The sequence below is a fragment of the Sphingobium nicotianae genome (assembly GCF_018603885.1).
In the GTDB taxonomy this organism is placed as follows: domain Bacteria; phylum Pseudomonadota; class Alphaproteobacteria; order Sphingomonadales; family Sphingomonadaceae; genus Sphingobium; species Sphingobium nicotianae.
The window spans coordinates 41,369-67,504 of the sequence record NZ_JAHGAW010000004.1 but is presented as its reverse complement, the minus strand read 5'-3'; the positions used below and the strand labels follow the sequence as shown (position 1 = coordinate 67,504).

Below are 26,136 nucleotides of genomic sequence, written 5' to 3'. Positions count from 1 at the left end.
ACCGCTATGCTTTGACAAGTCTGCCGGGCGCATAGAGCGATGCGTCGATGCCGGCCACCGCCGTCGGCATCGCGGCGCCGAGCGCGAGCGCCCCGCCGATCAAGGCGGCGGCCGGCGCGGTCTGGATGCCGAAGCCGCCCTGCCCCGCGAACCAGAAGAAGCCCGGCGCGCGCGGATCGGCGCCATAGACCGGCAGCCGGTCCGGCGCGAAGCTGCGCAGACCCGCCCATTTGTGCTCGACCGCCTCGATCTCCCAGTCGACCACCTGCTGGAACCGGTCGATGGCGATGGCGACGTCGAGCTCCTCCGGCGCGACGTCATGCGGCACGTCGGGCGTCTCGTCGTGCGGCGAGAGCCAGATCCGCCCGGCGCCCTCGGCCTTGAAATAGAAGCTGCCATCCAGCCCGGCGATCAGCGGAAAGCTCGCGGGGGCCTGCGGGCAGCGCAGCTGCACCACCGTGCGCCGATAGGGCGTGATGCCAAGGCCATCCAGGCCGCAGCGCCGCGCCACATCGTCGGCCCAGGCCCCGGCGGCGTTGACGATCATGCCGCAGGAGATGGCCGCGCCGTCGCTGGTCTCGGCAAGCCAGGCCGCGCCCTCTCGCCGCGCTGCGACGAGCCCGGTCGAGAGCCGCACCTCCACGCCGCCGCGCCGCGCCATCCGCCGGTAGGCACCAAGCAGGCCCGCCACGTCGATGTCGCACATGGAAGGCTCGGCGAGGCCGATCGTCCAGCCCTCGCGCAGGCCCGGCAAGTCGGCGAGAATCTGCGCGCGCTCGACCCGCGCGAGCGTCACGCCGCTCGCCGCGAAATCGGTCAGCATCGCCTCGGCAAGGCCGGCATCGCGCGCCTGACCGACATGAAACGCGCCGCGCGGAGTCATCAGCGGCCCGTCGGCAAAGGCCGGATCAGGCACGGCGAGCAAAGGCCCGCTCGCGCTGGTCAGCGGCTGGACGCCCGGGCCGCCATAGCTCTCTTCCCAGAAGGCGACCGAGCGGCCGGAAGCATGATAGGCCGGCTGCGCCTCCTGCTCGATCAGCAGCACGCTGGCATGCCCGGCAAGCTGCGCGGCGAGGCTGAAGCCCGCCATGCCCCCCCCGACGACGAGGATGTCCACAGATGTCATGATCGGCACTCCGGTGCCGAAGCCGCGGGGAGATCGGCGGGCATGGAGCGATGTGGGACGGGCGGGCAGGACTGCATCGCGGGCTGGTTACGATTTGGTAAGGCGTAAGGTCTAGCCTTTTCCAATATGCCTGGGGTGTGGGTTTCATATTTGCTGAGCGCAATTCTGGCGCTGCTTCTTCTATGGGGAGCGGTGACGGATCTGCGCAGCCGCGTCATCTCGAATCGCCTCAACCTCGTCATCGCCCTGCTGGCGCCTCTCTGGTGGGTGGCCAATGGCTGGTCGCTCTATCCCGAGGTCGCGCTGCAGATCGGTCTCGCTCTGGTTATCTTCGCCCTGTTCACCGGCCTGTTCGCGCTTGGAATGATGGGCGGCGGCGACGTCAAGATGCTGGGCGCGATCGCGCTGTGGCTGCCGCTGCCGGCGATGTCCAACCTCATCGTGCTGATGGCGCTGCTCGGCGGCGTGATCACGCTGATCACGGTGATCCACCACCGCATGACCCGGCGGATCGGCCGCCCCGAAATTCCCTATGGCGTCGCCATCGCCCTCGCGGGGCTTTGGGTAATGGGTCAACCGTATCTTAACCCTTCGATTTAATAATTGCACGGTCCGGGACCTTGGTCCCGTGTTTGGAGGCATTCGTCGACATGGAACCTAAGAAGATCGCGCTCCTGGCCGGCGCCCTCGTCATCGCCGTCATGGCGGCGTTCCTGGCCCGGTCCATGTTCACCGGCGGCGGTGCCGGTACGCCCGAAGCGACGGCTGCCGCCATGCCCAACCCGGCCGACATGCCGCATGTGCTGGTTGCCACCAAGGCGCTGCCGGTCGGCACGATCGTCGGCCCGGATGCCTATCGCTACCAGCCCTGGCCCAAGGAGCTGGTCGAGGAAGCCTATTATATCGAGGGCCAGGGCACGACCGCCGAGAAGCTCGTCGGCTCGGTGGTGCGCTCCGCGATCACGGCCGGCCAGCCGGTGACACAGGGCGCGCTGATCAAGCCGGGCGACCGTGGTTTCCTGGCCGCCGCGCTCGGCCCGGGCATGCGCGCCGTCACGGTGCCGGTCTCGATCCAGAGCTCGGTCGCCGGCTTCATCTTCCCGGGCGACCGTGTCGACCTCATGCTGACGCAGAGCGTCGCTGGCGGCGGCGACGGCGCTCCGCTCAAGGTCGCCGAGACGATCCTCAAGAATCTCCGCGTGCTCGCCACCGACCAGCGCACCAACGCGATCGGTCCGGACGGCCAGCCTGTCGTACAGACCTATTCCAACGTCACCATCGAAGTGACGCCCAAGATGGCCGAGAAGATCAGCGTCGCGCAGACGATCGGCGCGATCTCCATGTCGCTCCGCTCGATCGCCGACAGCAATCAGCAGCTCGAGGAAGCGCTTGCCTCCGGCGAGGTCGACGCACCCAAGGACGGCGACGCCAATGGCGAGAAGACGATGATGGCGGCGCTCGCCAATCGTCCCTCGGACAGCCGCTCAAGCTACTCCACCGGCGCCGACGTGTCGCGCTGGCAGCGCAGCAGCGTCCCCGCCAAGCCGGTCGACCCCAATGCCGCGGTCATCGCCCGCGGCACAGGCGGCGGCGCGCCGGGCATCAGTTCCGGTCCCGTCGTGCGCATCGCGCGCGGGGCCGCCGTCACCACCGTCGAGGTTGGGAGCAAGTAAGATGACCAAGGCCCTCAGCCCTTCGGTGGCGCGCATCGCCACCGGCGCCCTCGCCGCCGCGCTCGCCATCGCGGCCAGCGCCACCCTGACGCCGCCACGCCTGCTCGCTGCCGGCGCCCAGCAGGAGAATGGCGCGCTGCTGCTCGCCATCGGCGAAAGTCGCGTGATCAACCTGCCGGAGAATCTCTCCGACGTCGTGATCGCCGATCCCGCCGTGCTGGATGTGCATGTCCGCTCGCAGCGGCAGATCTACCTGATTGCCAAGGGTCCGGGCGAAACGAACGTGTTCGTCACCTCGACCAACGGCAAGATGCTTTATGCCAATGCCGTCCGCGTCGGCAACAACATCACCAGCATCGACCAGATGCTCACGCTCGCCATGCCGGACGCCCATGTCCAGGTCAGCACCATGAACGGCATGATCCTGCTCACCGGCACGATCGCCGCGCCCGAAGACGCCGCCGAGGTCCAGCGCCTCGTCCAGGCCTTCGCCGGCGACAAGACGCAGGTCGTGAGCCGCCTCAAGACCGCGACGCCGCTGCAGGTCAATCTGCAGGTCCGCATCGCCGAGGTGAACAAGACGCTGGCGAAGAATATCGGCTTCAATCTCGCCACGATGGATACCACGAGCGGGTTCAAGTTCGGCATCGGCCAGGGCCGTACCGCGATCAACGACGTTTGGAACGTCGGAGGCCCGCTCGCCGTGGGCAATGGCCTTAAGGCGCCTCAGGGCTATGCGATCGATCCGAATACCGGTCTCTTCAAGACAACGAAGGAGGCGATCGGCACCGCCATCACATCGCAGACCAGCGGATCGACGCTTGGCTTTGACACGAAGCTCTTCGGCCTGGACATCCTCGGCGCGCTCGACCTTGCGGAAACGCAGGGTCTGTCGACTACGCTCGCCAACCCGAACCTGACGGCACTGTCGGGCGAGACCGCCAGCTTCCTGGCCGGCGGCGAGATCCCGATCCCGCTGTCGAGCTCGCTCGGCAATGTCTCGGTCGAGTTCAAGCAATATGGCGTCAGCCTCGCCTTCACGCCGACCGTGCTGGCCGACGGCCGCATCTCGATGCGCGTCCGCCCGGAGGTCTCGCAGCTCGACGCGAGCGCGGGCGTTCGCCTCAACAGCTTTACGATCCCCGGCGTCTCGACCCGCCGCGCCGAAACGACGGTGGAGCTCGGCTCCGGCCAGAGCTTCGTGATCGGCGGCCTGCTCTCGACCTCCTCCTCCAACACGATCGACAAGGCGCCGTTCCTCGGCGACCTGCCGATCCTGGGCAATCTCTTCAAGTCGAAGGGCTGGCGCCGGCAGGAGACCGAACTGGTGATCGTGGTGACGCCATATCTGGTGAAGCCGGTCAACGCGCGCGACATCGCCCTGCCGACCGACGGCTATCGCAACCCGACGGACGCCCAGCAGATTTTCACCAGCCAGCTTCATGACGGCGACGGAAAGAAAAAGCGGCCTGTGCCGCAGGCCGCCGCGCCCACGACCGTCACGCCCGACCAGGTCGGCACCAAGACGTCCAAGGGCAAAGGCAAGGCGGCCGCGCCTGGCTTCAGCTTCTGACGAGGGAAGGACTTATGATGGACAAGATGCGCTTCTTCCTTCGCCGCGGTGCTCCGGCACTGACCCTGGGCATCCTGCTGACGCTCTCGCCGGCCACCGCCGGCAAGGTCGAACGCGGCTTGGAGCCGAAGCACCAGCCGGTCGTCGAGCGCACCGATTTCGTGTTCGATGTCGTGGCCGACAGTTCCGGCGCGCTCAGCCCGTCCGAGCAGAAGCGCCTCTCCGTCTGGTTCAAGGCGCTGGGCCTCGGCTATGGCGATCATGTCTCGCTGGCGGGCGCCAATACAGGCTCGCTCGCCATGCATGACGGCATCGCCCAGGTCGTCGGCCGTGAGGGCCTGCTGATCGAAGGCGAGGCGCCTGCGACCGTCGGCGAACCGGCGGCCGGCGCCGTGCGCGTCGTCGTCAGCCGGTCCGTCGCCACCGTCCCGGGTTGCCCGAGCTGGCGCGACAAGGGCGAAGCCGACTTCACCGCCGGCCTCAGCGACAATTATGGCTGCGCCACCGCCAGCAACCTCGCCGCGATGATCGCCGACCCGCAGGATCTCGTGCAGGGTCATGAGCGCGGCATCGACGACAAGGGCGTCGAGAGCGGCAAGGCGATCAAGGCATATAAGGACAAGGCACCGACGGGCGCTGGCGGTCTGCAAGCCATGTCGGCAGGAGGAAGTTGAGATGAACGCACCCTGGAAACCATCCGGTCCCAATGGCCGCGACCCCTTCCATGCCTATGTCTGCGACGAGCATAGCCTCGATCTCATCCGCGCCGTCGTCCAGGAAATGGGCTGGCCGATCGAGAAGGTGTACAAGGGCGGGCTGCGCAATGCGGTCCAGTCGCTGTCCATGTCGGCGAGTCCCAACGTGCTGTTCGTCGATCTCTCGGAATCGGGCGATCCGCTGAACGACATCAACAGCCTCGCCGAGGTCTGCGAGCCCGGCACCGTCGTGATCGCCAGCGGGCAGGTCAACGACGTACGCCTCTACCGCGATCTCGTCGCCAGCGGCATCCAGGACTATCTGCTGAAGCCCCTCTCGGCGGACGCCCTGCGCGACACGCTGGCGAGCGCGCAGGCGGTGTTCCTCGCGCCCAAGACCGACATGGTCGACGATCGCCCGCACCTGATGGTCACGGTGATCGGCACGCGCGGCGGCGTCGGCGCCTCGACCGTCGCGACCTCGCTCGCTTATCTGAGCAGCACCAAGGGCAAGCGCCCGACGGCGCTGCTCGATCTCGACGTGCATTTCGGCACCGGCGCGCTCTCGATGGACCTCGAGCCCGGCCGCGGCCTCACCGACGCGGTCGAGAATCCGAGCCGCATCGACGGCCTGTTCATCGAGCGCGCGATGGTGCGCGCCAGCGAGACGTTGGCCCTCCTGTCGGCCGAGGCGCCGATCAGCCAGCCTTTGATTACCGATGGATCGGCTTATTATCAGCTCGAGGAAGAGCTGCGCGGCGCCTTCGAATGGACCTTCGTCGACCTGCCGCGCCCGATGCTCGTGCAGCACCCGCATCTCGTCCACGAATCCAACGTCGTGGTCGTCGTCACCGAGTTCACCCTCGCCGCCGCGCGCGACACGATCCGTGTGCTCTCCTGGCTCAAGTCCAATGCGCCGAGCTCGCATGTCGTCGTCGTGGCCAACAAGGTGCAGGCCGGCCACGTCGAGATCGCGCGCAAGGATTTCGAGCATTCGATCGAGCGGCCGGTCGACATGATCCTGCCCTATGACGCCAAGGTCACGACCCAGGCCGCCAAGCTCGGTAAGACCGTGGCGGAGAGCGGCAAGTCTAGCAAGCTGGGCCAGACGCTGCTGCAGCTGAGCCAGACGCTAACCGACACGGGCGCCACAGAGGTGGTGAAGGACAAGACGCTGCTCGCCAAGAAGAAAACCGGCGGATCGCTGCTGAGCCGCCTGCTCGAGGTCAAGCTGCCCAAGCCGGGCAAGGCGAAGACCAAGGCGGACGCCGCTCTGGTCGAAGACTGAGCCGATGGCTTCGGCGCACAGTGAGCCTCGGCCGCGCGCCGTCGCAGGATGATTGAGTGGATGGGACGATGATCGACGCAAGGCTGCTCCTGCTGATCCTGCTCGCCCTGGCGATGGTCGCGATGCTTTTCTTCGCGTTCGCCGGTCCCTCGCCTGAGCGCGCCCGCGCGCGCCGCATGACCGCGATCAAGGGTCGTCACGCCGCTTCGGATCTCAACCAGCTCGAAGCGCGCATGCGCAAGGCGATCGGCTCCCGAAAGGTGGAGAAGCATCAGCTCCTCACCTCGATCATCCCCAATCCCGAGCAGCTTGCCAGGCGCCTTGCCATGACCGGCAAGAAGTGGACGCTCAGCCAGTATATGGCGACCTCGGCGGGGCTCGCGATCCTGTTCTTCGGGCTGTTGTCGCTGCGCGGCTTTTCCCTGCTGCCCTCGCTGCTGGTCGGGCTTGCGGCCGGCTTCGGCCTCCCGCACTTTTTCGTCGGCAAACTGATCGCACGGCGCGTCAACAAGTTCACCGCCAACTTCCCGGATGCGCTCGACCTTCTGGTCCGTGGCCTGCGCTCGGGGCTTCCGGTCGGCGAGACGATGAACGTGGTGGCGCAGGAGATTCCCGGCCCGGTCGGCGAGGAATTCAAGCTGATCACCGAGCGGATCAAGATCGGCAAGAGCACGGACCAATCCTTGCAGGAGACCGCCGTGCGCCTCGGCACACCGGAATTCCAATTCTTCTGCATCACGCTCGCCATCCAGCGCGAGACCGGCGGCAATCTCGCCGAGACGCTTGCCAATCTGGGCAGCGTGCTGCGCCAGCGCGCGCAGATGAAGCTCAAGATCAAGGCAATGTCCTCGGAATCCAAGGCGTCGGCCTATATCATCGGCTCGCTGCCCTTCCTTGTGTTCGGCCTCATTTCCTGGATTAACTTCCAGTATATGACGCCTTTCTTCACCGGCGATCCCAATGCGTTGTTCGGCCTCGGCCTGATGCAGATGGTCGCGATCGGCGGCATGGGCTGGATGGGCATCGGCGTGTTCATCATGGCCAAGATGATCAACTTCGAGATCTGAGGGAGCGCGCGACACCATGCAGTCCCAGGGCGCAACCCTTTACGGCCTGACCGCCACCGACATCGGCACCCTGCTGGCCGCAATGGCGACCTTCGCCGTGCTCGTCGCCATCTATGTCGCCTCCACCGTGCGCGACCCGATGACGAAGCGCGTCAAGGCGCTGAATGAGCGGCGCGAGCAGCTCAAGGCCGGCATCACCGCCTCGGCCAGCAAGCGGCGCGCCAAGATCGTTCACCAGAACGACACCACCGATCGCATGCGCGTCCTGCTCTCGTCGATGAAGGTGCTGCAGGACGATCAGCTCAAGGTGGCGCAGAAGAAGCTCGCCCAGGCCGGCATCCGCTCCAAGGAATGGGCCATCGCGATCATTTTCGGCCGCATGGCCCTGCCGATCCTGATCGGCGTCACCGCGGCGCTGCTGATCTATGGGGTCGATCTGTGGCCCGACTGGTCTTCGATGCGGAAGTTCGGCACCTTCGCCGGCGCATTGCTGCTGAGCTACAAGGCGCCCGATCTCTACGTCAACAATCTGATCACCAAGCGCTCGGCGGAGATCCGCAAGGGCATTCCGGACGCGCTCGATCTTCTGGTCATCTGTGCCGAAGCGGGCCTCACCGTGGACGCCGCCTTCGGGCGTGTCGCCAAGGAACTGGGCGCCGCCTATCCCGAGCTTGGCGAGGAATTCCAGCTCACGGCAATCGAACTGAGCTTCCTCACCGAACGCCGCATGGCGTTCGAGAATCTCGCCGAGCGCGTGAAGCTCGATGCCCTCAAGGGTGTCGTCACCACCATGATCCAGACCGAAAAATACGGTACGCCGCTCGCCTCGGCGCTGCGCGTCCTCTCGGCCGAGTTCCGCCACGCCCGCATGATGCGCGCCGAGGAAAAGGCCGCGCGCCTGCCCGCGATCATGACCGTACCGCTGATTCTCTTCATCCTGCCGACCTTGTTTGTCGTCATTCTCGGCCCGGCCGCCTGCTCGATCAGCAAGGCATTCTGAGGAAGTCCGGGAACGTCTCGGGCCGCGAAGCGCTTGCAGCTTCGCGTCGCCTGCGTCACTAGGCGAACCAACGCCATTCAGGAGATTCTAGCTGTGCCCGTTAAACAGCCCATCACGCCTGTCATCCTGTCCGGTGGATCGGGCACGCGGCTGTGGCCGGTGAGTCGGGGCGAGCGGCCCAAGCAATTCATCGCGCTGACCGACGAGCGCACGATGTTCCAGCTCACTCTGGCCCGGATCGCGGGACTGGCCGGTGCGACGGCGCCGGTGATCGTCGGCAATGCCGCGCATGTCGACCTCATCCATGACCAGGGCGACGAGGGCATGACCCTCATCCTCGAGCCGATGGCGCGCAACACCGCGCCCGCCATCGCGCTCGCGGCGATCGCCCTGGAGGAGCAGGACAGCGCGATGCTGGTCATGCCGAGCGACCATGTCATCGCCGACGTCGCCGCCTTCCATGCCGCGATCGCGCGCGCGCGCGATCTGGTGGCGCAGGGCTGGCTGGTGACCTTCGGCATCGAGCCGGACGCGCCGGAGACCGGCTTTGGCTATATCGCGCTCGGTGACGAGCTGGCCGATGGCGTCAGAAAGGTCGCGCGCTTCGTGGAGAAGCCGGACGCCGCGCGCGCGGCGCAGATGCTGGCCGATGGCGGCCATGTCTGGAATGCCGGCATCTTCCTGTTCAGCGCGCGCGCCTATCTGGCAGCACTGGCGCAGCATCAGCCGGCGATGCTGGCTGCGGCCCGCGCGGCGATGGCGGGCGCCAGCCATGGCGGCAACATCATCCAGCCGGCCGCCGAGGCGTTCGCTGCCTGCCCGTCGGACTCGATCGACTATGCGGTGATGGAGCGAGCCGACAAGGTCGCCTGCGCGCCGGTCGCCATGGGCTGGTCGGATGTCGGCAGCTGGGATGCGCTGCATGCGCTCGCCCCCAAGGATGCGGCCAACAATGCGCTGCACGGCCCGAGCTATGCGATCGAGGCGACGGGCTGCCTCATCCGCAGCGACGGTCCGCACGTCACCGTCGTCGGCGCCAACGATCTTATCGTCATCGCCACGGGCGACGAGATTCTCATCCTGCCGCGCGGCAAGTCGCAGGACGTCCGCAAGGCTGTCGCTGCGCTGGCGGAACGGGTGAACAAGCCGTGACAGGACAGCCGCGGGACGACGGGAAGCACCGCCACTGGTTGGTAGCGCTCGCGATCCTCGTCCTCATGATGGTCGTCGTGCCGGTAGTCGCGCGCTTCTATTGAGCGGTCAGTGCGTGCGAGCATGCCTCAAGACGCCGTTCGCCCTGACAGTGTCGAACGGCGAACGGAGAAAAGGATGGCGAAGACACTTGATTACACGACTTCCTAATATCCCTGCGCCATAGGAACGCCATTCCGAGACCCCGGAGGCCATGATCCAGATGACCGACAAACCCACCATCCTCGTCACCGGCGGCGCCGGCTATATCGGCAGCCATGCGGTGCTCGCCCTGATCGACGGCGGCTGGCCCGTGGTCGTGGTGGACAATCTCACCACCGGCTTCCGCTGGGCGGTCCACGAGAATGCCGTGTTCGTCGAGGGCGACATTGGCGACATCGCCTTCATGGAAGGCGTGCTGCGGCAGCATGACGTCAAGGGCATCATGCATTTCGCCGGCTCGATCATCGTGCCGGAATCGGTCGAGAATCCGCTCAAATATTATCGCAACAACACCGCCAACAGCCGCGCCCTGATCGAGGCCGCCGTCAACGCGGGCGTACCCCATTTCATCTTCTCGTCGACCGCGGCGACCTACGGCATTCCCGAGGTCAGCCCGGTGCGCGAAGACAGCCCCAAGCGGCCGATCAATCCCTATGGCCAGTCCAAGCTCATGACCGAACTGATGCTGGCCGACGTCGCCTTCGCGCATCCGCTGAACTATTGCGCGCTGCGCTACTTCAACGTGGCGGGCGCCGATCCGCAGGGCCGCTCGGGCCAGTCGACCGCGGGCGCGACGCATCTCATCAAGGTCGCGGTCGAGGCGGCGCTGGGCAAGCGCAGCCATGTCGCCGTGTTCGGCACCGACTATGACACGCCGGACGGCACCGGCGTGCGCGACTATATCCATGTCAGCGATCTCGCCGCCGCCCATGTGCTGGCGCTCGAGGCGCTGATCGCCGACCCCGGCCGCAACCTCACGATGAATGCGGGCTACGGCAAAGGCTTCTCCGTGCTCGAAGTGCTCGACGCCGTCGATCGCGTCACCAACATGAAAGTGGCGCGCCGCATGGAGCCGCGCCGCGCCGGCGATCCGCCCGCGCTCATCTCGGACAACAAGGCGATCCTCGCGACCCTGCCCTGGAAGCCGGCCCATGCCGATCTGGGCGAGATCGTGACGCACGCGCTCGCCTGGGAGCGCAAGCTGAGCGAGCGCACAGGCGGTTGAAAGTCAACAAACTTTGATAGTCAATTTAGTTGACTGTCAACCCGAATCACGCTATCGTCGCATCATGGACCAAGACACGCCCTGGTACGACAATGTCGTCATCGCCGCCCTCCTGCGCCACGCACGCACCACCTACGGCAAAGCGATGCGCGACGCGCTCGACGCAGCAGGCTATGACGACATCCCCGGCAACGGCCTCTACATCATCGGCGGCCTCGCGATTGGCGCGGGCGGCGTCCCCATCCGCCAGCTGATGCGCGAGCTCAGCATCACCAAGCAGGGCGCCGGGCAGCTCGTCGATACGCTCGTCTCGCGCGGCTATCTGCAGCGCACACCGGACGAGGCCGATCGCCGCCAGATCATCGTCACCCTCACCGAGCGCGGCCAAGCGGCAGCCGAGGCACAGGCAGCCGCCCGTGCCCGCATCGACGCCGAGCTGCTCGCGCGCGTCGGCCCGGACGACGTCGCTGCCTTGCGTCGGGCGCTCGGCACGCTCATCAACATGCGCCACGAAGCGGAGCTTGAGGACCCCGCACACTGACGCACACGGGAACGCCGCTCAGGCCATTTCTTCCTGCCGCGCCCGGTCCGCCCAGCGCTCCGCCCATTTGCCGACGAGCTTGTGCGGTTTCTCCCCGAACAGGTCCTTGCCGAGCTTGCGCGCCTTGCTGTCCAACTTCGCGGACCGCTTGCGCGCGAGGCGGGCGAGCCGCTCCAGCATCTCCGCGTCGCCGCGCCGACGGGGCTGGGCGGCCAGCATCGCCATGAACACATCGAGATCGTGCCGCTCGCCGAGCATGTCGGCCAGAGCCATCGACCGCGTCGCGCGCGTCTGCGCCGGGCCCGGCCCGACGTCGCGCAGCAATCGCATGTGATGCGCATGATATTTGACCTGCTTGCGCCATTCATGGCTGCAGGCGGGATCCCCGGTCTTGGCCAGATCCTTCATCGCCGTGCGCGCTGCCTTCAGCGTCCTGGCAAAGCCGCCGCCGATCGCCTGCCAGTCGTCGGCCGTGAGCGTCCAGCCCGCCGCGCGCACCCGCGCCGCCACCAGCCGCTCTTCGCATTCGTCGAGCACCTGGCGCAGCGGCCGCGCTTTCTCCGGCGGTTGGGCGAGGCGCCTGCGTAGCCGCCGCACCGCGTCCGGATCGAGCTTGTCATCCTCCCCCGCCAGCGCATCGAGCGTGTCGATCAGCACCATGCTGTCGCGCGCTCCGGAGATCGACCTGCCGATGTCGCGAAAAGCCGCATTCTCCCCGTCGAACGCAGCGAACTCCGGGCGCACCAGCCGGATCAGCGCGCGCACCGCCTTGCCGCGCCGCCGCACCTCATGGACGATCCGCCCGGTTTCCAGCTCGCGCGAGCGGATCGCGACCAGAGCCGCATCGATCTGCTCGCCGCCGATGCGCTTGAGCCCGGCCTCGACCGTCCCGTCTGCCTCCTCGAACCGAAAGGGCATGCGCTATCCGATCCTCGCTCCCCACACGGGCTGGAGCTTATGCGAAGGGTCGGCGCGGGTCCAGCGGAGGTGTGCAAGGGTGACGCGGCCTAATTCTCCCCAAGCTCGCCTTGGGGAGGGGGACCATCCGAAGGATGGTGGAGGGGCGTCGCCGACAGGCGATGCGCGCCTCTTTCCGCTCCACCATTTGCCACGCAAATGGTCCCCCTCCCCGAGCAAGCTCGGGGAGGACCAAATCAGTGCGCCGCGCCCCAGCTCGGGCCGGTGCCGATCTCGACGCCGAGCGGCACGGAGAGCTCGACCATCGGCGCCGCCGCGCCGGCCATCACGCGGTGGATGATCGGGCTCGCCGCCTCGACATCCTCCTGCGGCACCTCGAAGACCAGCTCGTCATGCACCTGCAGCAGCATCTTCACCCGATCCAGCCCCGCCTCGCGCAGCGCCGGTCCCATGCGCACCATGGCGCGCTTGATGATGTCGGCGCTGGTGCCCTGGATCGGCGCGTTAATGGCGGCGCGCTCAGCGCCTTGCCTGACGTGCTGGATCGGCGACTTGATCTGGTTGAACCAGGTCTTGCGGCCGAACAGCGTCTGGGTGAAGCCCTTGTGCCGCACGCTCTCCAGCGTCTCGTTGATGTAGGCGGAGATGCCGGGGAAGCGATCGAAATAGCGGCTGATCATCGCCTGCGCCTCGTCCGCGTCGATCTCCAGCCGCTGCGCGAGGCCCCAGCGCGAGATGCCGTAGAGGATCGCGAAGTTGATCGTCTTGGCCCGCCCGCGCGTGTCGCGATTGACCTCGCCGAACAGCTCCTTGGCCGTCGCGGCGTGAATATCCTCGCCGCGCAGGAAGGCCTCGCGCAGGGTCGGCACGTCGGCCATGTGCGCGGCCAGCCGCAGCTCGATCTGGCTATAGTCGGCCGCGAGAATCACATTGCCCGGCTCGGCGATGAAGGCATCGCGGATCTGCTTGCCGGTCTCGGTGCGGATCGGGATGTTCTGGAGATTGGGGTCGTTGGAGCTGAGCCGGCCGGTCTGCGCGCCGGTGAGGCTGTAGCTCGTGTGGACGCGGCCTGTATCCGGATTGATCTGGGTCTGCAGCGAATCCGTATAGGTCGACTTGAGCTTGGCGAGCTGCCGCCAGTCCAGAACCAGGCCCGCGATCGTCGCGCCCTCCGCCTTCATCTTCTCGAGCACGGTGACGTCGGTGGAGTAAGCGCCGGACTTGCCCTTCTTGCCGCCCTTGTAGCCCAGTTTCTCGAACAGGATGGCGCCCAGTTGCTGGGTCGAGCCGATCTGGAAGGGCTGGCCCGCCTCGGCGTGGATCTCCTCCTCCAGCCGCGCCATCTCCTGCGCGAAGCGGCCGGACAGGCGCGAGAGATGATCGCGGTCGACCTTGATGCCCGCCCGCTCCATGCCGGCCACCACCGGAATCAGCGGCCTGTCGACCAGCTCGTAGACGCGCGTCGCCGCCTCCTGCGCGAGGCGCGGCTTGAAACGGGTCCACAGCCGCCAGGTCACGTCGGCATCCTCGCCGCCATAGCGGGTCGCGGCATCGAGCGGCACCTGCGCGAAGCTGATCGCCTTCTTGCCGGTGCCGGTCACCTCCTTGAAGGTGATGCAGCTATGCTCCAGCACCGCGTGCGCCACCTCGTCCATGCCGTGCCCGGCGAGCGATTGCCCGGCATCGAGATCGAAGCTCATCACCATCGTGTCGTCGATCGGCGACACGTCGAGGCCGTGGCGGATCAGCACGTTGATGTCATATTTGATGTTGTGGCCGATCTTGAGGACGGCCGGATCGCAGAACAAGGGCTTGAGCTGCGCTACCACCTCGGACAGCGACAATTGCTGCGGCACCTCGCCGAACATGTCGTCGCTGCTCCTGTGGCCGATCGGGATGTAGCAGGCCTTGCCCGGCGCGGTGGCGAGGCAGATGCCGACCAGGTTGGCCGCCACCGAATCCAGCGAATCCGTCTCGGTATCGATCGCGATGATGCCGCTCGCATGGCTTTCCGCCACCCAGGCGGCGAGCCGCTCGGGCGTCGTCACCATCTCATAGCCATCGCAATCGATCGGCGGCAGGTCGATGAAGTCCGGCGTGCCCGGATCGGAGAGCGCCGCGGCGGCGGCGACCGGGTCGGGCTTCTCCTTGCCCGGCGCATGCGCGGCCATGCGCGAGAGCAGGGCCTTGAAGCCCTGATCCTCCAGGAAATTGCGCAGCGGCTCGGGCGGGATGCCGTCCAGCTTCAGCTCGTCGAGCGTATGCGGCAGGTCCATCTCGCAATGGAGCGCGACCAGTTGGCGCGAGAGCCGCGCCATCGGCTCATGCTCGATGAGATTGTCCCGCATCTTGCTGGGCTTCATCGTTGGCGCGGCAGCCAGCACCGCGTCGAGATTGTCATATTCGACGATCAGCTTGGCCGCCGTCTTGGCGCCGATGCCCGGCACGCCCGGCACATTGTCGACCGCGTCGCCCATCAGCGCCAGCACGTCGCCGAGCTGATCCGGCCGCACGCCGAACTTCTCCAGCACATAGGGCGCGCTGCGCCGCTCGTTCTTCATCGTGTCGAGCATGTCGACGGCCGGCCCACCCTCGCTGGAGAGGGCGATGAGCTGCATCAGATCCTTGTCCGAGGACACGATGGTGACGTCCCACCCGGCCTCGATCGCCTTGCAGGTGTAACTCGCAATGATGTCGTCCGCCTCGAACCCGTCCTCCTCGATGCAGGGCAGCGAGAAGGCGCGCGTCGCCTCGCGGATCAGCGGGAACTGTGGAATGAGGTCTTCCGGCGGCGGCGGGCGGTGCGCCTTGTACTGGTCGTACATCTCGTTGCGGAAGGTGTGCGATCCCTTGTCGAGGATCACCGCCAGATGCGTCGGCCCCTCCTCCTTGTCGAGCGCGTCGGCCAGCTTCCAGAGCATCGCGGTATAGCCATAGACCGCGCCCGCCGGCGTGCCATGCCGGTTGGTGAGCGGCGGAAGCTGGTGATAGGCGCGGAAGATATAGCCCGAGCCGTCGACGAGATAGAGGTGATTCCGAGTGGCCATGGTGGGGGGATAGCGCGCGGCGCGATGCGCTGCAAACGCGGCGGGCGACATTGCCCCCGTCGTCGCGCCGCCGTCGCCGGCCCGGCTTGATCCGGAGATTGACCGTTCCTCCCCAACGTTGCGCCATCCGTAAATCCACCAATAGACATACCTATCATGGTAGATTTATCCCTGCCCACGCGGATAGGCTCGACCAGCGCCCAGCGACCCGGCGAAGGTCGATCGCCCTCCGCATCTGTGGGAGGGTTAGGCAGGAAGGGCAGCCTTCCTGCCTAATTCGAGACCAACTGCCGCCTCATCATTCCGACGATTCAAGGATGACGCCTCATTGCAACCGGCCCCGCCGCCGCAATGAGGGAGGAGACCGCGCAAGAAGTTGGTGGAGTTCCGGCCGCCATATCCACCGCCCCGTTGCCTCATCGCGCCCGCCGCGATAGGAGGCGCGATCATTTTTCCCGATCCAGCAATCGAAGAAGTCGACATGGCAGGCCACAGCAAGTTCAAGAACATCATGCATCGCAAGGGTGCGCAGGACAAGAAGCGCGCCGCGAGTTTCTCCAAGCTCAGCCGCGAAATCACCGTCGCGGCCAAGATGGGCACGCCCGATCCGGACATGAACCCGCGCCTGCGGCTCGCCGTCAACGCGGCCAAGGCCGTGTCCATGCCCAAGGACAATATCCAGCGCGCCATCGACAAGGCGAGCCGGAGCGATGCGGAGAATTACGAGGAAGTGCGTTATGAGGGCTATGGCCCGGGCGGCATCGCGATCATCGTCGAGGCGCTGACCGACAACCGCAACCGCACCGCCACCAATGTCCGCACCGCCTTCTCCAAGAATGGCGGCAATCTCGGCGCGTCGGGTGCGGTCAGCCACGGCTTCGACCGCATGGGCCTGATCACCTATCCGGCCAGCGTGGGCGATGCCGACACGATCTTCGAGGCGGCGCTGGAAGCCGGCGCGGAGGACGTCACCTCGGGCGAGGACGAGCACGAGATCTGGACGGCGATGGATGCACTCCACGAAGTTGCCAAGGCGCTGGAGGACAAGCTCGGCCCGGCGGAAGGCGCCAAGCTTGCCTGGAAGCCGCAGACCACCGTCGAGCTGGACGAGGCCAATGCCGCCACTCTGCTCAAGCTGGTCGACACGCTCGACGACGATGACGACGTGCAGACCGTCTGGGGCAATTATGAAGTGCCCGACGACGTGATGGCGAAGCTCGGCTGATGCTCTCCCTGATCGCCAAGGCGCTGCTCTCGGGCGCGCTCATCGTGGCGATCGCGGAAATCGGGAAACGCCAGCCGGCCCTCGCGGCGCTGGTCGCATCGCTGCCGCTCGTCTCGGTGCTCGGCATGATGCTGCTCTGGTACAGCCGGCCCGACGCGGAGAATATGGCGCGGCATGCGGAAGCGACCTTCTGGTATGTGCTGCCCTCGCTGCCAATGTTCCTGCTCATCCCGGCACTGCTGCGGCAGGGGGTCAATTTCTGGGTCGCGCTGCTCGCCGGCTGTGCGCTCACGGTCGCGCTCTATCTGGCGATGACCGCCATCGGCCCGCGCTTCGGCCTGCGGCTTTGATCATCCTCGGTCTCGATCCCGGCCTCGGCACCACCGGCTGGGGGCTGATCCGGGCTGAGGGCAATCGCCTCTCGCACCTCGCCAATGGCCAGATCAGGACGGATACCAGGGAAGCCCTCGCGCAGCGCCTCGTCGCGCTCGATGCTGCACTCACCGCCCTGATTGCTGCGCACAATCCCGATCATGCCGCAGTCGAGGAAGTGTTCGTCAACAGCAACCCCCAGTCGACGCTCAAGCTGGGCCAGGCACGCGGCGTCGTTCTGCTCGGCGCGGCGCGCTCGGGCATGAGCGTCGGCGAATATGCCGCGCGGCTCGTCAAGAAATCGGTCGTCGGCGTCGGCAATGCGAGCAAGGATCAGGTCCACGCCATGGTCGCCCGCCTGCTGCCCGGTGCAGCGATTTCAGGCCCGGACGCGGCCGATGCGCTCGCCGTCGCGATCACGCACGCGCATATGTTCCGCAGTGCGCAGCAACTGTCCGAGCGCGCGAAGCTCTAGCTCCGCCCCCAGAACAGGAACGCCACCGCGCCCATCAGGCAAGCGAAGGCGCCGAGATGTCGCCAGCTCACAGGTTCGCCCAGCACCGTCACCATGAACACCCCGAAGACAATCAGCGCGATCGCCTCCTGCGCGATCTTGAGCTGGCCCGCGCTCCAGCCACTGGCGTAACCGAGGCGATTGGCGGGTACGGCGAGGCAATATTCGAAGAATGCGATGCCCCAGCTGATCAGGATGACGACCAGCAGCGGCTTGGTCATCCCGCCCTTGAGGTGCCAGTACCAGGCGGTGGTCATGAAAATATTCGAGGCAAGCAGGAGCGCGATCGTAGGCATCGCGCGTTGATGCCAGCGCGCCATCGCAAAGACCATCCTCAAATCCGACAAGGTCGCCCGAACGACCGGCGAGTCAGGGCACGCGCGCGACCCGCTCGAACATTCGCTGCAGCAGTTCCGCACATTGCTTCAGTTCGGCATCGTCGAGATCGGCGAGCATCTTCTGGCGCTCGGCATCGAGCACCGGCTGGATCTTGTGCACCACGGCGAGCCCCTCGGGCGTCAGCGAGACCAGCTTCGAGCGGCCGTCGCGCGGATTGTCGATCCGCTTGATCAGGCCATCCGCCGCCAGCCCCTCGATCACGCGCACGAGCGTGGGCCATTGCACGAACAGCCGCTGGCCGAGATCGGTGAGCGTCACCGGCTGCGGGCCGAAAGCGATCGTGAACAGCGCCTGCCAGCGCGCGCGGCTCTGGCCGGTCTCGGACCGCAGGCGATTGTCGATATGCGTGACCCAGGAGCGCCCGGCCATGACCAGCAGGCGTGAGAGGCGATATTCCCGGTCCAGCCGCGTGTCGTCCGGATAGAATCGGTTATAGCCCTCCGCCCAGTCATCGAAGTCGCCAACGCGCCCTTCCGATGCCTTGTCGTCGACCTTCTTTGCGCCTGCCGAAGCGGCCATGATCCCTCCATCCATTCCCCCAACTGCCTATCCTTGTAGCTGGTCGGCGCGAGAATGAAATGTTTTGGTTGGGTTATTCAACGATCCGGCGTGATCTGCGCCATCAGCGCGATCAGCCGGCCATGCGGATCGGCGATGTGCGGCGCATCGGGATCGGCGAAGAAGGCCATCCAGAGCTCGCCGCCCTGCTCGTCGCGGTGGATGATGTGGGGAACGGCGGTGCTGACCGCGCCCCGCGCCACCAGCGCCGCGTGCGCGCCATGGATGTCCGGCACGGTGAAGTAGGGAATGGATTCGGATCTGACCGGCCCCTGCTGCAGGTAGAGCCGCGTGCCCCCGCAATCGAAGAAGGCCATCCCGCCGGTGGTGAACAAATGAGTGAGGCCGAGCACGTCGCGATACCAGGCGACGGCCGCCTCTATGTCGCTCACCGAGCGGGAGAGCTGGCCGATCGACCCGAGCCTGAGCGCTGCCATGTCCTGCTTCTCCCTTTCCTTCAGCGGACTGTCCCCGGCTATACCCTGCCAGCGCCGCAACGCGCGGAGCCCCGACAGGCCCAGCTTCCCGGCGGCGTTGCCGATGTGGAACTTGACCGCGTCGCGCGAAACCCCCTGCCGCTGCGCGATGGCCCGCACGCTCATGCCGTGGCGCAGCATCTCGACCGTGCGCCATTCGGCGGGAGTCAGGACATCGTCATGGCGCGGCCGGCCGCGCGGTCTGCGGATCATGCGTATCCTCTCGGACGGATCGACATTCAGTTCAGGCCGAGGCGAAAATGGTGTTTTTGCGTGGCCCGGAGCGCAGCGTACTTAAAGTATGTGAGCACCCGAAGCGCGCAGAAGCGCCATTTGCAGCCCGGCATGGGCTGGATCTCGATGCGCCCTAGCATGGCGCCGCGGCAATTTCCCTCCCCCGCTGCGGCGAGATCGCTTATGCTGGGCGAAAAGGAGAGAGCCCCATGCACAAGATCATGCTCGATGCCGGTCTCATCGCGCGCCTGACCGCCGATCGCGGCCGACCGCACGTCATCGAGAGCCTCGACCCCGCCCGCACGGCCCATGTCGTCATCGACATGCAGAACGGCTTCGTCGAGCAAGGCGCGCCGGTCGAAGTGCCGATCGCGCGCGAGATCGTGCCCAATGTGAATGCGATCGCCCAGGCCGTCCGCGCGGCCGGAGGCGTCAATTATTTCGTGCAGTTCACCACACCGGTCGGCGATCTCGACAGCTGGTCGACCTTCTATGCGCGCTTCTCGAAGGGCGTCGCCGAGGGCCATCAAGATGCCTTCACGCCCGGCGCGCACCACTGGCAGCTCTGGCCGGCGCTGGATGTGGACGCGAGCGTCGACCGGACCATCGAGAAACGCCGCTTCGGCGCCTTCATCCCGGGCACCTGCGATCTCGACGCGCAGCTGCGGGCGCGCGGCATCGATACGCTGATCATCACCGGCACGCTGACCAATTGCTGCTGCGAATCCACCGCGCGCGATGCGATGCAGATGAACTACCGCGTGATCTTCGCCACCGACGCGAATGCCGCGCTGACCGACGAGGAGCATAACGCGACCCTGCACAACATGGCGTTCCTCTTCGCGGATGTCATGTCGACGCAGGAGATTGTCGCGCTGCTGCAGCCGGCGATGGCGGAGACCTGAGAATAGCCGATCCGTTCGTGTCGAACGGAAGGAACATTGCTCAGGCCGCCTCGCACAGTTCCTTGAGCTGCTGCGCCACCGCGCTCCAGCCTTCGCTGAAGCCCATCGCCTTGTGCTGCTCATAGGCGTCCCGCGTCCAGTGCAGCGCGGAGCCGGTATAGCGCGTGCCCTCGCCTTCCGGCGCGATTTCCCAGATGCCGACCATGAACGGACCCGCCGGCTTCCAGCCCGTGGTGAAGGCATCGGTCACGACATAGCGCTCGCCCGGCACGACCTCCAGGAACACGCACTCCTGCGGCATCACCTCGCCGTTCGGCCCGTGTATCGTCATGGCCGCGCGACCGCCCGAGCGCCAGTCCTGCTCGACGATCTCGACGCGCCAGGGCTTGGGGCACCACCATTCCTCCTGCCGGGTCGTGAGGATGTCCCAGACCTTGTCCGGCGGCGCGGCGATATGGGTCGTCACGCTGAGGATCATGTCGTCATCATTGACCATGGACGGGCGCCTTTCTGACCTTGCGAAAACTGCGTCGTGCGATGAGCGCCATGGGAAGGCCCACGAGCACGATATGCGCGAAGAGCGCCGACGCCACGGTTGCGGGATCGAGCGTCGGCTGGGTGGCCGGCCAGCGCAGCGGCAGGACCATCCAGTACATCACCAGATAGAGGATCAGGCCATAGACCGGCCCGGCGATCCACGGGCTGACCCGGTCGAGCAGGCCACGTCCCGCGATCAGCCCGAATACCGCGACCATCACCGCCATGATGGCATAATGGACCGCCAGCCCGGCCAGCGGGCCGGAGATGCCCCAACTCAGCACCTGCGGCCCGAACGGGCCGGCGGCGACCGAGCGCAGCACACCGCCGGGCCGGCCGCCCAGCGCCATGGCGAGGGCCATGGCGTAACCGATGTCGAGCGTCCCGCAGATCGCCAGCGCCTTCCAGAAATAACCGCGCATTCCCCCTCCCCGGATGTGACCGGCTCAATCCCGATCCGGCGCGCCGGGCGGGAAATAGCCGCGATAAGGCCGCGCTTCCTCGATGCAGTTCGCGACCGACGGCCGCGCGTTGAGCAGCGCACGATAGTCGCGCAGATGCCCCAGCGCATCCGGAATCTCCCGCACCCAGTCGGCATAGAAGAGCGCCGGCGCGGCCGCGCAATCGGCGAGGCTGAAGCCGTGGCTGCTGGCCCATGTCCGCCCGGCCAGGCGCACGTCCAGCCAGGCATAGATGGCGTCAAGCGCCGCCTCCGCCTTCGCGATCCGCGCCCGGTCCGGCGACGCGCCATCGATGAGATATTCCTGCACGATGGCGTTCATGGGCGTCATGACATGATTGTCGAACACCCGGTCCATGAACCGCACATCGAGCGCATCGATGGCATTGGCCGGGACCAGCGGCGCGCGCTCATAATGGCGCAGGTCGAGATATTCGATGATCGTGGTGGATTCGATCACCGGCACGCCCTCGTCGACGAGCACGGGGAACTTGCCGAGCGGCCAGTGACCGTTCAGCTCCCTCATCGCCTCCTCGCTCTCGATCATCTTATAATCGAAGGGCAGTTCTTTCTCGTGGAGCGCGATGAGCACTTTCCAGCAATAGCTCGAGAAGGGATGCGCATAGAGGGTGTAGCTCATGCCGGCTGCGCCTCCGCGGCCGCCTCCAGCGCGGCGATGTCGATCTTGCCCATCGTCATCATCGCCTGGAACACCCGCCGCGCCACCGCCGGATCGGGATCGGCGGTCAGCTCGGTGAGGCGCTTGGGCGTGATCTGCCAGCTGACACCCCAGCGATCCTTGCACCAGCCGCACCGGCTTTCCGCGCCGCCGTTGGACGTGATCATGTCCCACAGCCGGTCGGTCTGCGCCTGATCGTCGGTATGGATCTGGAAGCTGACCGCCTCGCTATGCTTGAACATAGGCCCGCCATTGAGGCCGACGAACTTCTGCCCGCCCAGCGTGAACTCGACGACCAGAACCTGGCCTTCCTGGGCGGAGGGATTGTCCGCCGGCGAGCGCATGATCTTGTCGACATGACTGTCGGGCATCAGCGTCACATAGAAGGCGGCGGCCTCCTCGGCGGCGCCGTCGAACCAGAGGCAGGTGGTCATATAGTGCGTCATGGCCGTATTCCTTTCGGCAATGGGGGGATTGTGAGTATCTCTCGGTCTCAGAGCGGCCCCGACAGCGCGAAGGTCGCGCCCTGCGGGTCGGTGCCGATGACGATATTGCCGCCGCCCGGCACCTCATGCGGCCCCATCATGATGCTGCCGCCATGCGCCTTCACCGCGTCGATCGAGGCATTGATGGACGGCACGTGGAAATAATGCAGCCAGTAGGCCGGCCGGTCCTTCTGCTCGACGGTCGCCCCGATGCGGATGTCGCCGGCATAGAGGAAGCGATAGTCGCCCATGGCGCCCATCGGCATGCTCTCCGGATTGGTCCAGCCGAACAGGCCCTCGTAGAAGTCGTGCGCGGCCTTCTGGTCCGGGATGGACAGCTCGTTCCATTCGCAATGGCCGTCCTTCCCGGTCGCGAAGGCCGTACTCACCGCATCGACGGCGCCGCGCATCACATAGAAGAGCGCGCCCTGCGGATCGGTCGCCATGGCGAGCCGGCCGGCGGAAATGTCGACCGGACCCATATGGACATTGCCGCCGCGTTCCTTGATCCCCGCGACCGCCGCATCGACATCATCCACGCCGATATAGCCGACCCAGACCGGACGGGCGCCGTGATCGGCCATGTCCTTGTCAATCGGCAGAACCCCGCCGATCATCGCGTCAGGCGCGGAAATCATCCGATAGTCCATGCCGGGCGACGCGCTTTCGTCGCTGATCTTCCAGCCGACCACCGCCTCGTAAAAGGCCTTCGCACCGGGCACGTCCGGCGTCATCAGCTCGTACCAGATGAATTCGCCATGCTTGTTTCTCATCGCATCTCTCCTTGAGCTATTCGAAGCGAATGCTGCCGGCGGTCAGCCGCCGCGATCCTGTCCCTCGATCGATGCCTGATCGAGGATCGTCGAGAAGCCGCCATAGATCATCCGTGCGCCGGCCATGGGATTGTCCTCCGGCCCCTTCATGCGCTCGTCCTTCATCAGGGCTTCCCAGCCCTTGTCGCGCGTCGCCTTGTCCGGCCATTCGATCCAGGAGAAGACGACATCCTCGCCGTCCTCGGCGACCACGGCGGTGCGGAAGTCGTTGGTCTTGCCGACCATGAGATCGTCGTTCCAGCTCTCGACGACGCGCAGCGCGCCATATTCGATGAACAGAGGCGCGGCCATGCTGGCCATCGCGGCATAGTCGTCCTTGCGGCCCGGCTTCACCGGGCAGACGAACCCATCAATATAGCTCATGCGGGCACTCCTTCTTCATCTGGCACGAAATCGGCCAGCTGCGCGGCCAGCGCCGCCTGGAATGCGGGCCGGGCCTCGCCCCGCGCGACATAGTCCTGCAAGTTTTGCGGGATGGACAGCCTGTCGGCCGACAGGTTCCGCAACGCCTCGACCATCATGAGATCGCCGACGGTGAAGCGGCCTTCCAGCCAGTCCTTGTCGCCCAGCGCGACCGAGAGATGCTGCAGCCGGCGCTCCATCATCTCGACCTGGGCCGGGCGGCGCAGCAGCGCCCATTCCTGGTCCGCGCAGAAGCCGTCGATCGTCACCATGTTCATGATGTAGGGCTCCATGCTGTTCAGCGCGGAGATAAGCCAGGTCTGGGCGCGGACCCGGCCGACCGGATCGCGCGGCAGCAACCGCTCATCCTTCTCGGCGATGTGTAGCACGATCGCGCCGCTCTCGAAAATCTCGACATCGCCTTCCTTGTAATAGGGCACCTGGCCGTAGGGCTGCTCGCCGAAATAGCTGGTCGGTCGCTCGACCGCGCTGATCAGGCGGGTGCGATAATCGAGGCCGATCTCCTCCAGCGCCCAGCGGACGCGCAGATCGCGGACATGGCCCCGGGCAAAGGGAGGAACCCAGGCAAAGCCCGTGACCTCGATGGCGGCATCGTCTCTCTGTGGCATGGTAAAACCTCCTTGGGTGCAAGGTCGGCGGAGGGGCCGGTCAGCCCCTCAATTCTCGCCTTCCGACTTGATGCCCTTGAGCAGGGCGTAGATCGCCATGGCGTGGCCATGACCGAGGCCGAAGTCCCGCTTGAGGTCGGCGACGATCGTGCCCGCCTTGACCTCGGGCTTGAGCTGACCGTCCGTCAGATAGCCTTGCCAGTCGGCATAGGCGCGGAAGTCCGCGGGCGACTGTCCGGTCTTGGCCTGGATAGTGTCGAGGTAGGATTGGAACGACATGGCTTGCCTCCCCTCGTTCCGGCGGCGTCAGGCCGAGGCTTCGGCGCCGGCACTCGCCGCCATCGCCGCCTCGACATCCATCCAGGTGACTTCCCAGATGTGGCCATCCGGATCCTCGAAACTGCGGCCATACATGAAGCCATGGTCCTGCACCGGATTGGGGTCGGCCGCGCCGCCGCCCGAGACCGCCTTGGCGACGGTGCCGTCGACATCGGCGCGACTCTCCTCCGTGAGGCAGAGCAGCACCTGCGCGGTCTCATGAGCATTGGGGATCTTGCGGCTGGTGAAGCCGCTGAAACGGGGGTGCGTCAGCAGCATCACGCAGATCGTCTCGGAAAACTTCATCATCTGCGCGGTATCGTCGCGAAAATGCTGATCCGCCGTCGCACCGATCGCCTCGTAGAACGCGATCGACCGGCTGAGGTCCGTCACCGGCAGGTTCACGAAAATCATCTTTTCCATGTCAGGCACTCCCTCTCATTCCTTGACGAGCGATTCGCTCAACCTTGACAATCATGTCCTTGGAAATTACATATTGCAACTATGAAGTTAGAAAAAACAACCAACCGGTCCAGATTGGCGACGAAAGGTGAATCCATCCGCCGCTACGACGACGCGTGCGGCACAGCCCATGGCCTTGAATTGCTTGGAGAAAGATGGGCTCTTTTCGTCGTGCGGGAGCTTATGCTGGGACCGCGTCGGTTCAGTGACCTGCGCGGCGATCTGCCAGGCCTGAGCGCCAATGTGCTGACCCAGCGCCTCATCGAGCTCGAAGCGCGCGGCATCATCGAGAAGACGACGCTGCCGCCGCCGGCCAATGTGCAGGTCTATGGCCTGACCCCCTGGGGCTATGAGGCGGAGATCATCGTCAAGGAGCTGGGCCGATGGGCCGCGCGCTCGCCCGCGCACGATCCCAACCTGCCGATCAGCCCGGTCTCGATCATGCTGTCGATGCGCACCCTGCTGGTGCCCGAGCGGGCGAAGGGACTGGATTTTGTTGTCGGCTTCCGCTTCGGCTCGCTCGCTTTCCGCGGCCATGTCCGCAACGGCGAGATCGCCATCACGCGCGAGGAACCGAAAGATGCGGCGGCGATCTTCACCGGCACCGCGCCGGGCCTGGGCGCCTACGTCCATGGGAAGGTGCCGCCAGCCGAGCTGGAACCGGCTGGCCTCCTCAAGGCCGAAGGCGACCCGGAGCTAATCTCGCTCTTCCCGATCCTGTTCGAGCTGCCGGTGAAGGTGGGGGCCGAGGGTTGAGAAGCGTTCGTTCGCCGTCCAAAGCCCTTCATGCAACAGCCGTTCGCCCTGAGCTCGTCGAAGCCTGTCCTGAGCGCCTGCCTTGGCAGACAGTCGAAGGGGGCCGTTCTTTCTTGTCGCGTTCCAGAAGAAAAACAGCCCCTTCGACAAGCTCAGGGCAAACGGGTTTAGGCGGCGTGGACAATTCGAACGACGGCTGTCCGGCGTCTTCTACCGAAACTCGCCAGTCGGGGCGCGACGACACTGCCGTCATTAGCCCCTCCTCTTCAGAGGAGGGGTAGGGGGTGGTGGCGATGCGCCAGCATCGCTCGCTCGGCGATCAGACGAACTGTCCAGCACCGCCCCAACCCCTCCTCTGAAGAGGAGGGGCTAATGGCCGTTCACCACGACAAACTAACCGAAGCGACTGCTCAGGGTGCAGCCATCCGGCGTCGATTGTCAGCGCGCAAGAACGGACAATCATTGAAGCGGGAAGTGGTCCACGCGGCCCAGGTTAAGGTCAGTCCGGCGCCTTCGACGACCGCGCGTCTGCCCAGACCGGGAAG

Annotated in this window: 30 protein-coding genes; 15 read left to right on the top strand and 15 right to left on the bottom strand. The window is 66.1% G+C overall.

Features of this window, described 5'->3' with window-relative positions:
• Window positions 1-4: 4 nt before the first annotated feature.
• Window positions 5-1,126, bottom strand: a complete 1,122-nt coding sequence (locus tag KK488_RS06715; protein ID WP_214622392.1) for an NAD(P)/FAD-dependent oxidoreductase — start codon at window positions 1,124-1,126, stop codon at window positions 5-7.
• Between the two features lie 126 nt (window positions 1,127-1,252).
• On the opposite strand from KK488_RS06715, the gene KK488_RS06710 reads away from it, so the two are divergent.
• From KK488_RS06710 to KK488_RS06665, 10 genes are all read left to right on the top strand, one after another.
• Window positions 1,253-1,726 carry an A24 family peptidase gene (locus KK488_RS06710; protein WP_214622391.1) on the top strand — a complete coding sequence of 158 codons (474 nt, stop codon included), beginning with the start codon at window positions 1,253-1,255 and terminating at the stop codon, window positions 1,724-1,726.
• Between the two features lie 50 nt (window positions 1,727-1,776).
• Window positions 1,777-2,799 carry a Flp pilus assembly protein CpaB gene (gene cpaB / locus KK488_RS06705; protein ID WP_214622390.1) on the top strand — a complete coding sequence of 341 codons (1,023 nt, stop codon included), beginning with the start codon at window positions 1,777-1,779 and terminating at the stop codon, window positions 2,797-2,799.
• 1 nt (window position 2,800) lies between these two features.
• Window positions 2,801-4,372, top strand: coding sequence for a type II and III secretion system protein family protein (locus KK488_RS06700; protein ID WP_214622389.1), 1,572 nt, complete (start codon window positions 2,801-2,803; stop codon window positions 4,370-4,372).
• A 14-nt stretch (window positions 4,373-4,386) separates the two neighbouring features.
• The gene (locus KK488_RS06695; RefSeq protein WP_214622388.1) at window positions 4,387-5,046 is read left to right on the top strand and encodes a CpaD family pilus assembly lipoprotein; all 660 of its coding nucleotides are present in this window, start codon (window positions 4,387-4,389) and stop codon (window positions 5,044-5,046) included.
• Between the two features lies 1 nt (window position 5,047).
• Window positions 5,048-6,355 carry a CpaE/TadZ family protein gene (locus KK488_RS06690; protein WP_214622387.1) on the top strand — a complete coding sequence of 436 codons (1,308 nt, stop codon included), beginning with the start codon at window positions 5,048-5,050 and terminating at the stop codon, window positions 6,353-6,355.
• A gap of 71 nt (window positions 6,356-6,426) precedes the next feature.
• On the top strand, window positions 6,427-7,422 hold the full coding sequence (locus KK488_RS06685; RefSeq protein WP_432653842.1) for a type II secretion system F family protein: 996 nt from the start codon (window positions 6,427-6,429) through the stop codon (window positions 7,420-7,422).
• 16 nt (window positions 7,423-7,438) lie between these two features.
• On the top strand, window positions 7,439-8,422 hold the full coding sequence (locus KK488_RS06680) for a type II secretion system F family protein (RefSeq protein WP_214622385.1): 984 nt from the start codon (window positions 7,439-7,441) through the stop codon (window positions 8,420-8,422).
• 93 nt (window positions 8,423-8,515) lie between these two features.
• Window positions 8,516-9,574 carry a mannose-1-phosphate guanylyltransferase/mannose-6-phosphate isomerase gene (locus tag KK488_RS06675; RefSeq protein ID WP_214622384.1) on the top strand — a complete coding sequence of 353 codons (1,059 nt, stop codon included), beginning with the start codon at window positions 8,516-8,518 and terminating at the stop codon, window positions 9,572-9,574.
• Between the two features lie 262 nt (window positions 9,575-9,836).
• Window positions 9,837-10,841: a UDP-glucose 4-epimerase GalE gene (galE, locus tag KK488_RS06670; RefSeq protein ID WP_214622383.1), complete on the top strand. Its 1,005-nt coding sequence runs from the start codon at window positions 9,837-9,839 to the stop codon at window positions 10,839-10,841.
• 64 nt (window positions 10,842-10,905) lie between these two features.
• On the top strand, window positions 10,906-11,382 hold the full coding sequence (locus KK488_RS06665; protein WP_214622382.1) for a MarR family winged helix-turn-helix transcriptional regulator: 477 nt from the start codon (window positions 10,906-10,908) through the stop codon (window positions 11,380-11,382).
• Window positions 11,383-11,400: 18 nt separating this feature from the next.
• On the opposite strand, the gene KK488_RS06660 is transcribed toward KK488_RS06665, so the two are convergent.
• On the bottom strand, window positions 11,401-12,300 hold the full coding sequence (locus tag KK488_RS06660) for a CHAD domain-containing protein (RefSeq protein ID WP_214622381.1): 900 nt from the start codon (window positions 12,298-12,300) through the stop codon (window positions 11,401-11,403).
• Window positions 12,301-12,536: 236 nt separating this feature from the next.
• On the bottom strand, window positions 12,537-15,347 hold the full coding sequence (polA, locus tag KK488_RS06655) for a DNA polymerase I (RefSeq protein ID WP_214622380.1): 2,811 nt from the start codon (window positions 15,345-15,347) through the stop codon (window positions 12,537-12,539).
• Between the two features lie 481 nt (window positions 15,348-15,828).
• Here polA and KK488_RS06650 point away from each other — a divergent pair, with 481 nt between their 5' ends.
• From KK488_RS06650 to ruvC, 3 genes are read left to right on the top strand one after another with little or no spacing between them, the layout of a single operon-like run.
• On the top strand, window positions 15,829-16,572 hold the full coding sequence (locus tag KK488_RS06650; RefSeq protein WP_214622379.1) for a YebC/PmpR family DNA-binding transcriptional regulator: 744 nt from the start codon (window positions 15,829-15,831) through the stop codon (window positions 16,570-16,572).
• Window positions 16,572-16,922, top strand: a complete 351-nt coding sequence (locus KK488_RS06645; protein WP_214622378.1) for a DUF3147 family protein — start codon at window positions 16,572-16,574, stop codon at window positions 16,920-16,922. The genes KK488_RS06650 and KK488_RS06645 overlap by 1 nt, the downstream gene beginning before the upstream one ends.
• Window positions 16,919-17,419: a crossover junction endodeoxyribonuclease RuvC gene (gene ruvC, locus KK488_RS06640; protein WP_214622377.1), complete on the top strand. Its 501-nt coding sequence runs from the start codon at window positions 16,919-16,921 to the stop codon at window positions 17,417-17,419. Before KK488_RS06645 ends, ruvC begins: the two co-directional genes overlap by 4 nt.
• On the opposite strand, the gene KK488_RS06635 is transcribed toward ruvC, so the two are convergent.
• The 3 genes from KK488_RS06635 to KK488_RS06625 all read right to left on the bottom strand — a co-directional run bounded on the left by KK488_RS06635 (window position 17,416) and on the right by KK488_RS06625 (window position 19,104).
• Complete coding sequence (locus tag KK488_RS06635; RefSeq protein WP_214622376.1) at window positions 17,416-17,754, bottom strand: DMT family protein; 339 nt, start codon at window positions 17,752-17,754, stop codon at window positions 17,416-17,418. The genes ruvC and KK488_RS06635 overlap by 4 nt on opposite strands.
• 73 nt (window positions 17,755-17,827) lie before the next feature.
• Window positions 17,828-18,376: a MarR family winged helix-turn-helix transcriptional regulator gene (locus KK488_RS06630; RefSeq protein WP_214622375.1), complete on the bottom strand. Its 549-nt coding sequence runs from the start codon at window positions 18,374-18,376 to the stop codon at window positions 17,828-17,830.
• A 77-nt stretch (window positions 18,377-18,453) separates the two neighbouring features.
• On the bottom strand, window positions 18,454-19,104 hold the full coding sequence (locus KK488_RS06625; protein ID WP_214622374.1) for a VOC family protein: 651 nt from the start codon (window positions 19,102-19,104) through the stop codon (window positions 18,454-18,456).
• Between the two features lie 230 nt (window positions 19,105-19,334).
• Here KK488_RS06625 and KK488_RS06620 point away from each other — a divergent pair, with 230 nt between their 5' ends.
• Window positions 19,335-20,030 (top strand): cysteine hydrolase family protein, encoded by a 696-nt coding sequence (locus KK488_RS06620; RefSeq protein ID WP_214622373.1) that lies wholly within the window; start codon window positions 19,335-19,337, stop codon window positions 20,028-20,030.
• 40 nt (window positions 20,031-20,070) lie between these two features.
• On the opposite strand, the gene KK488_RS06615 is transcribed toward KK488_RS06620, so the two are convergent.
• Genes KK488_RS06615 through KK488_RS06575 form a run of 9 tightly spaced genes read right to left on the bottom strand, consistent with a single transcriptional unit; the run spans window position 20,071 to window position 24,796 of the window.
• Window positions 20,071-20,526, bottom strand: coding sequence for an SRPBCC domain-containing protein (locus KK488_RS06615; RefSeq protein ID WP_214622372.1), 456 nt, complete (start codon window positions 20,524-20,526; stop codon window positions 20,071-20,073).
• Entirely contained in the window at window positions 20,516-20,989 is a 474-nt protein-coding gene (locus tag KK488_RS06610) for a hypothetical protein (RefSeq protein ID WP_214622371.1), read from the bottom strand. Before KK488_RS06610 ends, KK488_RS06615 begins: the two co-directional genes overlap by 11 nt.
• A gap of 24 nt (window positions 20,990-21,013) precedes the next feature.
• Window positions 21,014-21,667, bottom strand: a complete 654-nt coding sequence (locus KK488_RS06605) for a glutathione S-transferase family protein (protein ID WP_214622370.1) — start codon at window positions 21,665-21,667, stop codon at window positions 21,014-21,016.
• On the bottom strand, window positions 21,664-22,152 hold the full coding sequence (locus KK488_RS06600) for a VOC family protein (RefSeq protein WP_214622369.1): 489 nt from the start codon (window positions 22,150-22,152) through the stop codon (window positions 21,664-21,666). The genes KK488_RS06605 and KK488_RS06600 overlap by 4 nt, the downstream gene beginning before the upstream one ends.
• 47 nt (window positions 22,153-22,199) lie before the next feature.
• Window positions 22,200-22,964, bottom strand: coding sequence for a VOC family protein (locus tag KK488_RS06595; protein WP_214622368.1), 765 nt, complete (start codon window positions 22,962-22,964; stop codon window positions 22,200-22,202).
• A 42-nt stretch (window positions 22,965-23,006) separates the two neighbouring features.
• Complete coding sequence (locus tag KK488_RS06590) at window positions 23,007-23,387, bottom strand: DUF1428 domain-containing protein (protein ID WP_214622367.1); 381 nt, start codon at window positions 23,385-23,387, stop codon at window positions 23,007-23,009.
• Window positions 23,384-24,055: a glutathione S-transferase family protein gene (locus tag KK488_RS06585; RefSeq protein ID WP_214622366.1), complete on the bottom strand. Its 672-nt coding sequence runs from the start codon at window positions 24,053-24,055 to the stop codon at window positions 23,384-23,386. Before KK488_RS06585 ends, KK488_RS06590 begins: the two co-directional genes overlap by 4 nt.
• Before the next feature lie 48 nt (window positions 24,056-24,103).
• Window positions 24,104-24,334, bottom strand: a complete 231-nt coding sequence (locus KK488_RS06580; RefSeq protein ID WP_214622365.1) for a DUF4287 domain-containing protein — start codon at window positions 24,332-24,334, stop codon at window positions 24,104-24,106.
• Between the two features lie 27 nt (window positions 24,335-24,361).
• Window positions 24,362-24,796 carry a VOC family protein gene (locus KK488_RS06575; RefSeq protein WP_214622364.1) on the bottom strand — a complete coding sequence of 145 codons (435 nt, stop codon included), beginning with the start codon at window positions 24,794-24,796 and terminating at the stop codon, window positions 24,362-24,364.
• Window positions 24,797-24,877: 81 nt separating this feature from the next.
• Between KK488_RS06575 and KK488_RS06570 the strand changes: the two genes are divergently transcribed.
• Window positions 24,878-25,591 carry a winged helix-turn-helix transcriptional regulator gene (locus KK488_RS06570; RefSeq protein ID WP_214622363.1) on the top strand — a complete coding sequence of 238 codons (714 nt, stop codon included), beginning with the start codon at window positions 24,878-24,880 and terminating at the stop codon, window positions 25,589-25,591.
• The last annotated feature ends 545 nt before the right edge of the window (window positions 25,592-26,136 follow it).

Excerpts from the sequence above, each read along its gene's own strand:
- KK488_RS06700 (WP_214622389.1), top strand. The coding sequence starts at position 2,801 with ATGACCAAGGCCCTCAGCCCTTCGGTGGCGCGCATCGCCACCGGCGCC.
- galE (WP_214622383.1), top strand. The coding sequence starts at position 9,837 with ATGACCGACAAACCCACCATCCTCGTCACCGGCGGCGCCGGCTATATC.
- KK488_RS06570 (WP_214622363.1), top strand. The coding sequence starts at position 24,878 with ATGAAGTTAGAAAAAACAACCAACCGGTCCAGATTGGCGACGAAAGGT.
- KK488_RS06605 (WP_214622370.1), bottom strand. The coding sequence starts at position 21,667 with ATGAGCTACACCCTCTATGCGCATCCCTTCTCGAGCTATTGCTGGAAA.
- KK488_RS06695 (WP_214622388.1), top strand. The coding sequence starts at position 4,387 with ATGATGGACAAGATGCGCTTCTTCCTTCGCCGCGGTGCTCCGGCACTG.
- KK488_RS06610 (WP_214622371.1), bottom strand. The coding sequence starts at position 20,989 with ATGCGCGGTTATTTCTGGAAGGCGCTGGCGATCTGCGGGACGCTCGAC.
- KK488_RS06665 (WP_214622382.1), top strand. The coding sequence starts at position 10,906 with ATGGACCAAGACACGCCCTGGTACGACAATGTCGTCATCGCCGCCCTC.
- KK488_RS06635 (WP_214622376.1), bottom strand. The coding sequence starts at position 17,754 with ATGCCTACGATCGCGCTCCTGCTTGCCTCGAATATTTTCATGACCACC.
- KK488_RS06590 (WP_214622367.1), bottom strand. The coding sequence starts at position 23,387 with ATGAGCTATATTGATGGGTTCGTCTGCCCGGTGAAGCCGGGCCGCAAG.
- KK488_RS06585 (WP_214622366.1), bottom strand. The coding sequence starts at position 24,055 with ATGCCACAGAGAGACGATGCCGCCATCGAGGTCACGGGCTTTGCCTGG.
- KK488_RS06630 (WP_214622375.1), bottom strand. The coding sequence starts at position 18,376 with ATGGCCGCTTCGGCAGGCGCAAAGAAGGTCGACGACAAGGCATCGGAA.
- KK488_RS06595 (WP_214622368.1), bottom strand. The coding sequence starts at position 22,964 with ATGAGAAACAAGCATGGCGAATTCATCTGGTACGAGCTGATGACGCCG.
- KK488_RS06615 (WP_214622372.1), bottom strand. The coding sequence starts at position 20,526 with ATGGTCAATGATGACGACATGATCCTCAGCGTGACGACCCATATCGCC.
- KK488_RS06600 (WP_214622369.1), bottom strand. The coding sequence starts at position 22,152 with ATGACGCACTATATGACCACCTGCCTCTGGTTCGACGGCGCCGCCGAG.
- KK488_RS06625 (WP_214622374.1), bottom strand. The coding sequence starts at position 19,104 with ATGATCCGCAGACCGCGCGGCCGGCCGCGCCATGACGATGTCCTGACT.
- KK488_RS06650 (WP_214622379.1), top strand. The coding sequence starts at position 15,829 with ATGGCAGGCCACAGCAAGTTCAAGAACATCATGCATCGCAAGGGTGCG.
- KK488_RS06710 (WP_214622391.1), top strand. The coding sequence starts at position 1,253 with ATGCCTGGGGTGTGGGTTTCATATTTGCTGAGCGCAATTCTGGCGCTG.
- KK488_RS06680 (WP_214622385.1), top strand. The coding sequence starts at position 7,439 with ATGCAGTCCCAGGGCGCAACCCTTTACGGCCTGACCGCCACCGACATC.
- KK488_RS06690 (WP_214622387.1), top strand. The coding sequence starts at position 5,048 with ATGAACGCACCCTGGAAACCATCCGGTCCCAATGGCCGCGACCCCTTC.
- KK488_RS06580 (WP_214622365.1), bottom strand. The coding sequence starts at position 24,334 with ATGTCGTTCCAATCCTACCTCGACACTATCCAGGCCAAGACCGGACAG.
- cpaB (WP_214622390.1), top strand. The coding sequence starts at position 1,777 with ATGGAACCTAAGAAGATCGCGCTCCTGGCCGGCGCCCTCGTCATCGCC.
- polA (WP_214622380.1), bottom strand. The coding sequence starts at position 15,347 with ATGGCCACTCGGAATCACCTCTATCTCGTCGACGGCTCGGGCTATATC.
- KK488_RS06715 (WP_214622392.1), bottom strand. The coding sequence starts at position 1,126 with ATGACATCTGTGGACATCCTCGTCGTCGGGGGGGGCATGGCGGGCTTC.
- KK488_RS06620 (WP_214622373.1), top strand. The coding sequence starts at position 19,335 with ATGCACAAGATCATGCTCGATGCCGGTCTCATCGCGCGCCTGACCGCC.
- KK488_RS06645 (WP_214622378.1), top strand. The coding sequence starts at position 16,572 with ATGCTCTCCCTGATCGCCAAGGCGCTGCTCTCGGGCGCGCTCATCGTG.
- KK488_RS06660 (WP_214622381.1), bottom strand. The coding sequence starts at position 12,300 with ATGCCCTTTCGGTTCGAGGAGGCAGACGGGACGGTCGAGGCCGGGCTC.
- KK488_RS06575 (WP_214622364.1), bottom strand. The coding sequence starts at position 24,796 with ATGGAAAAGATGATTTTCGTGAACCTGCCGGTGACGGACCTCAGCCGG.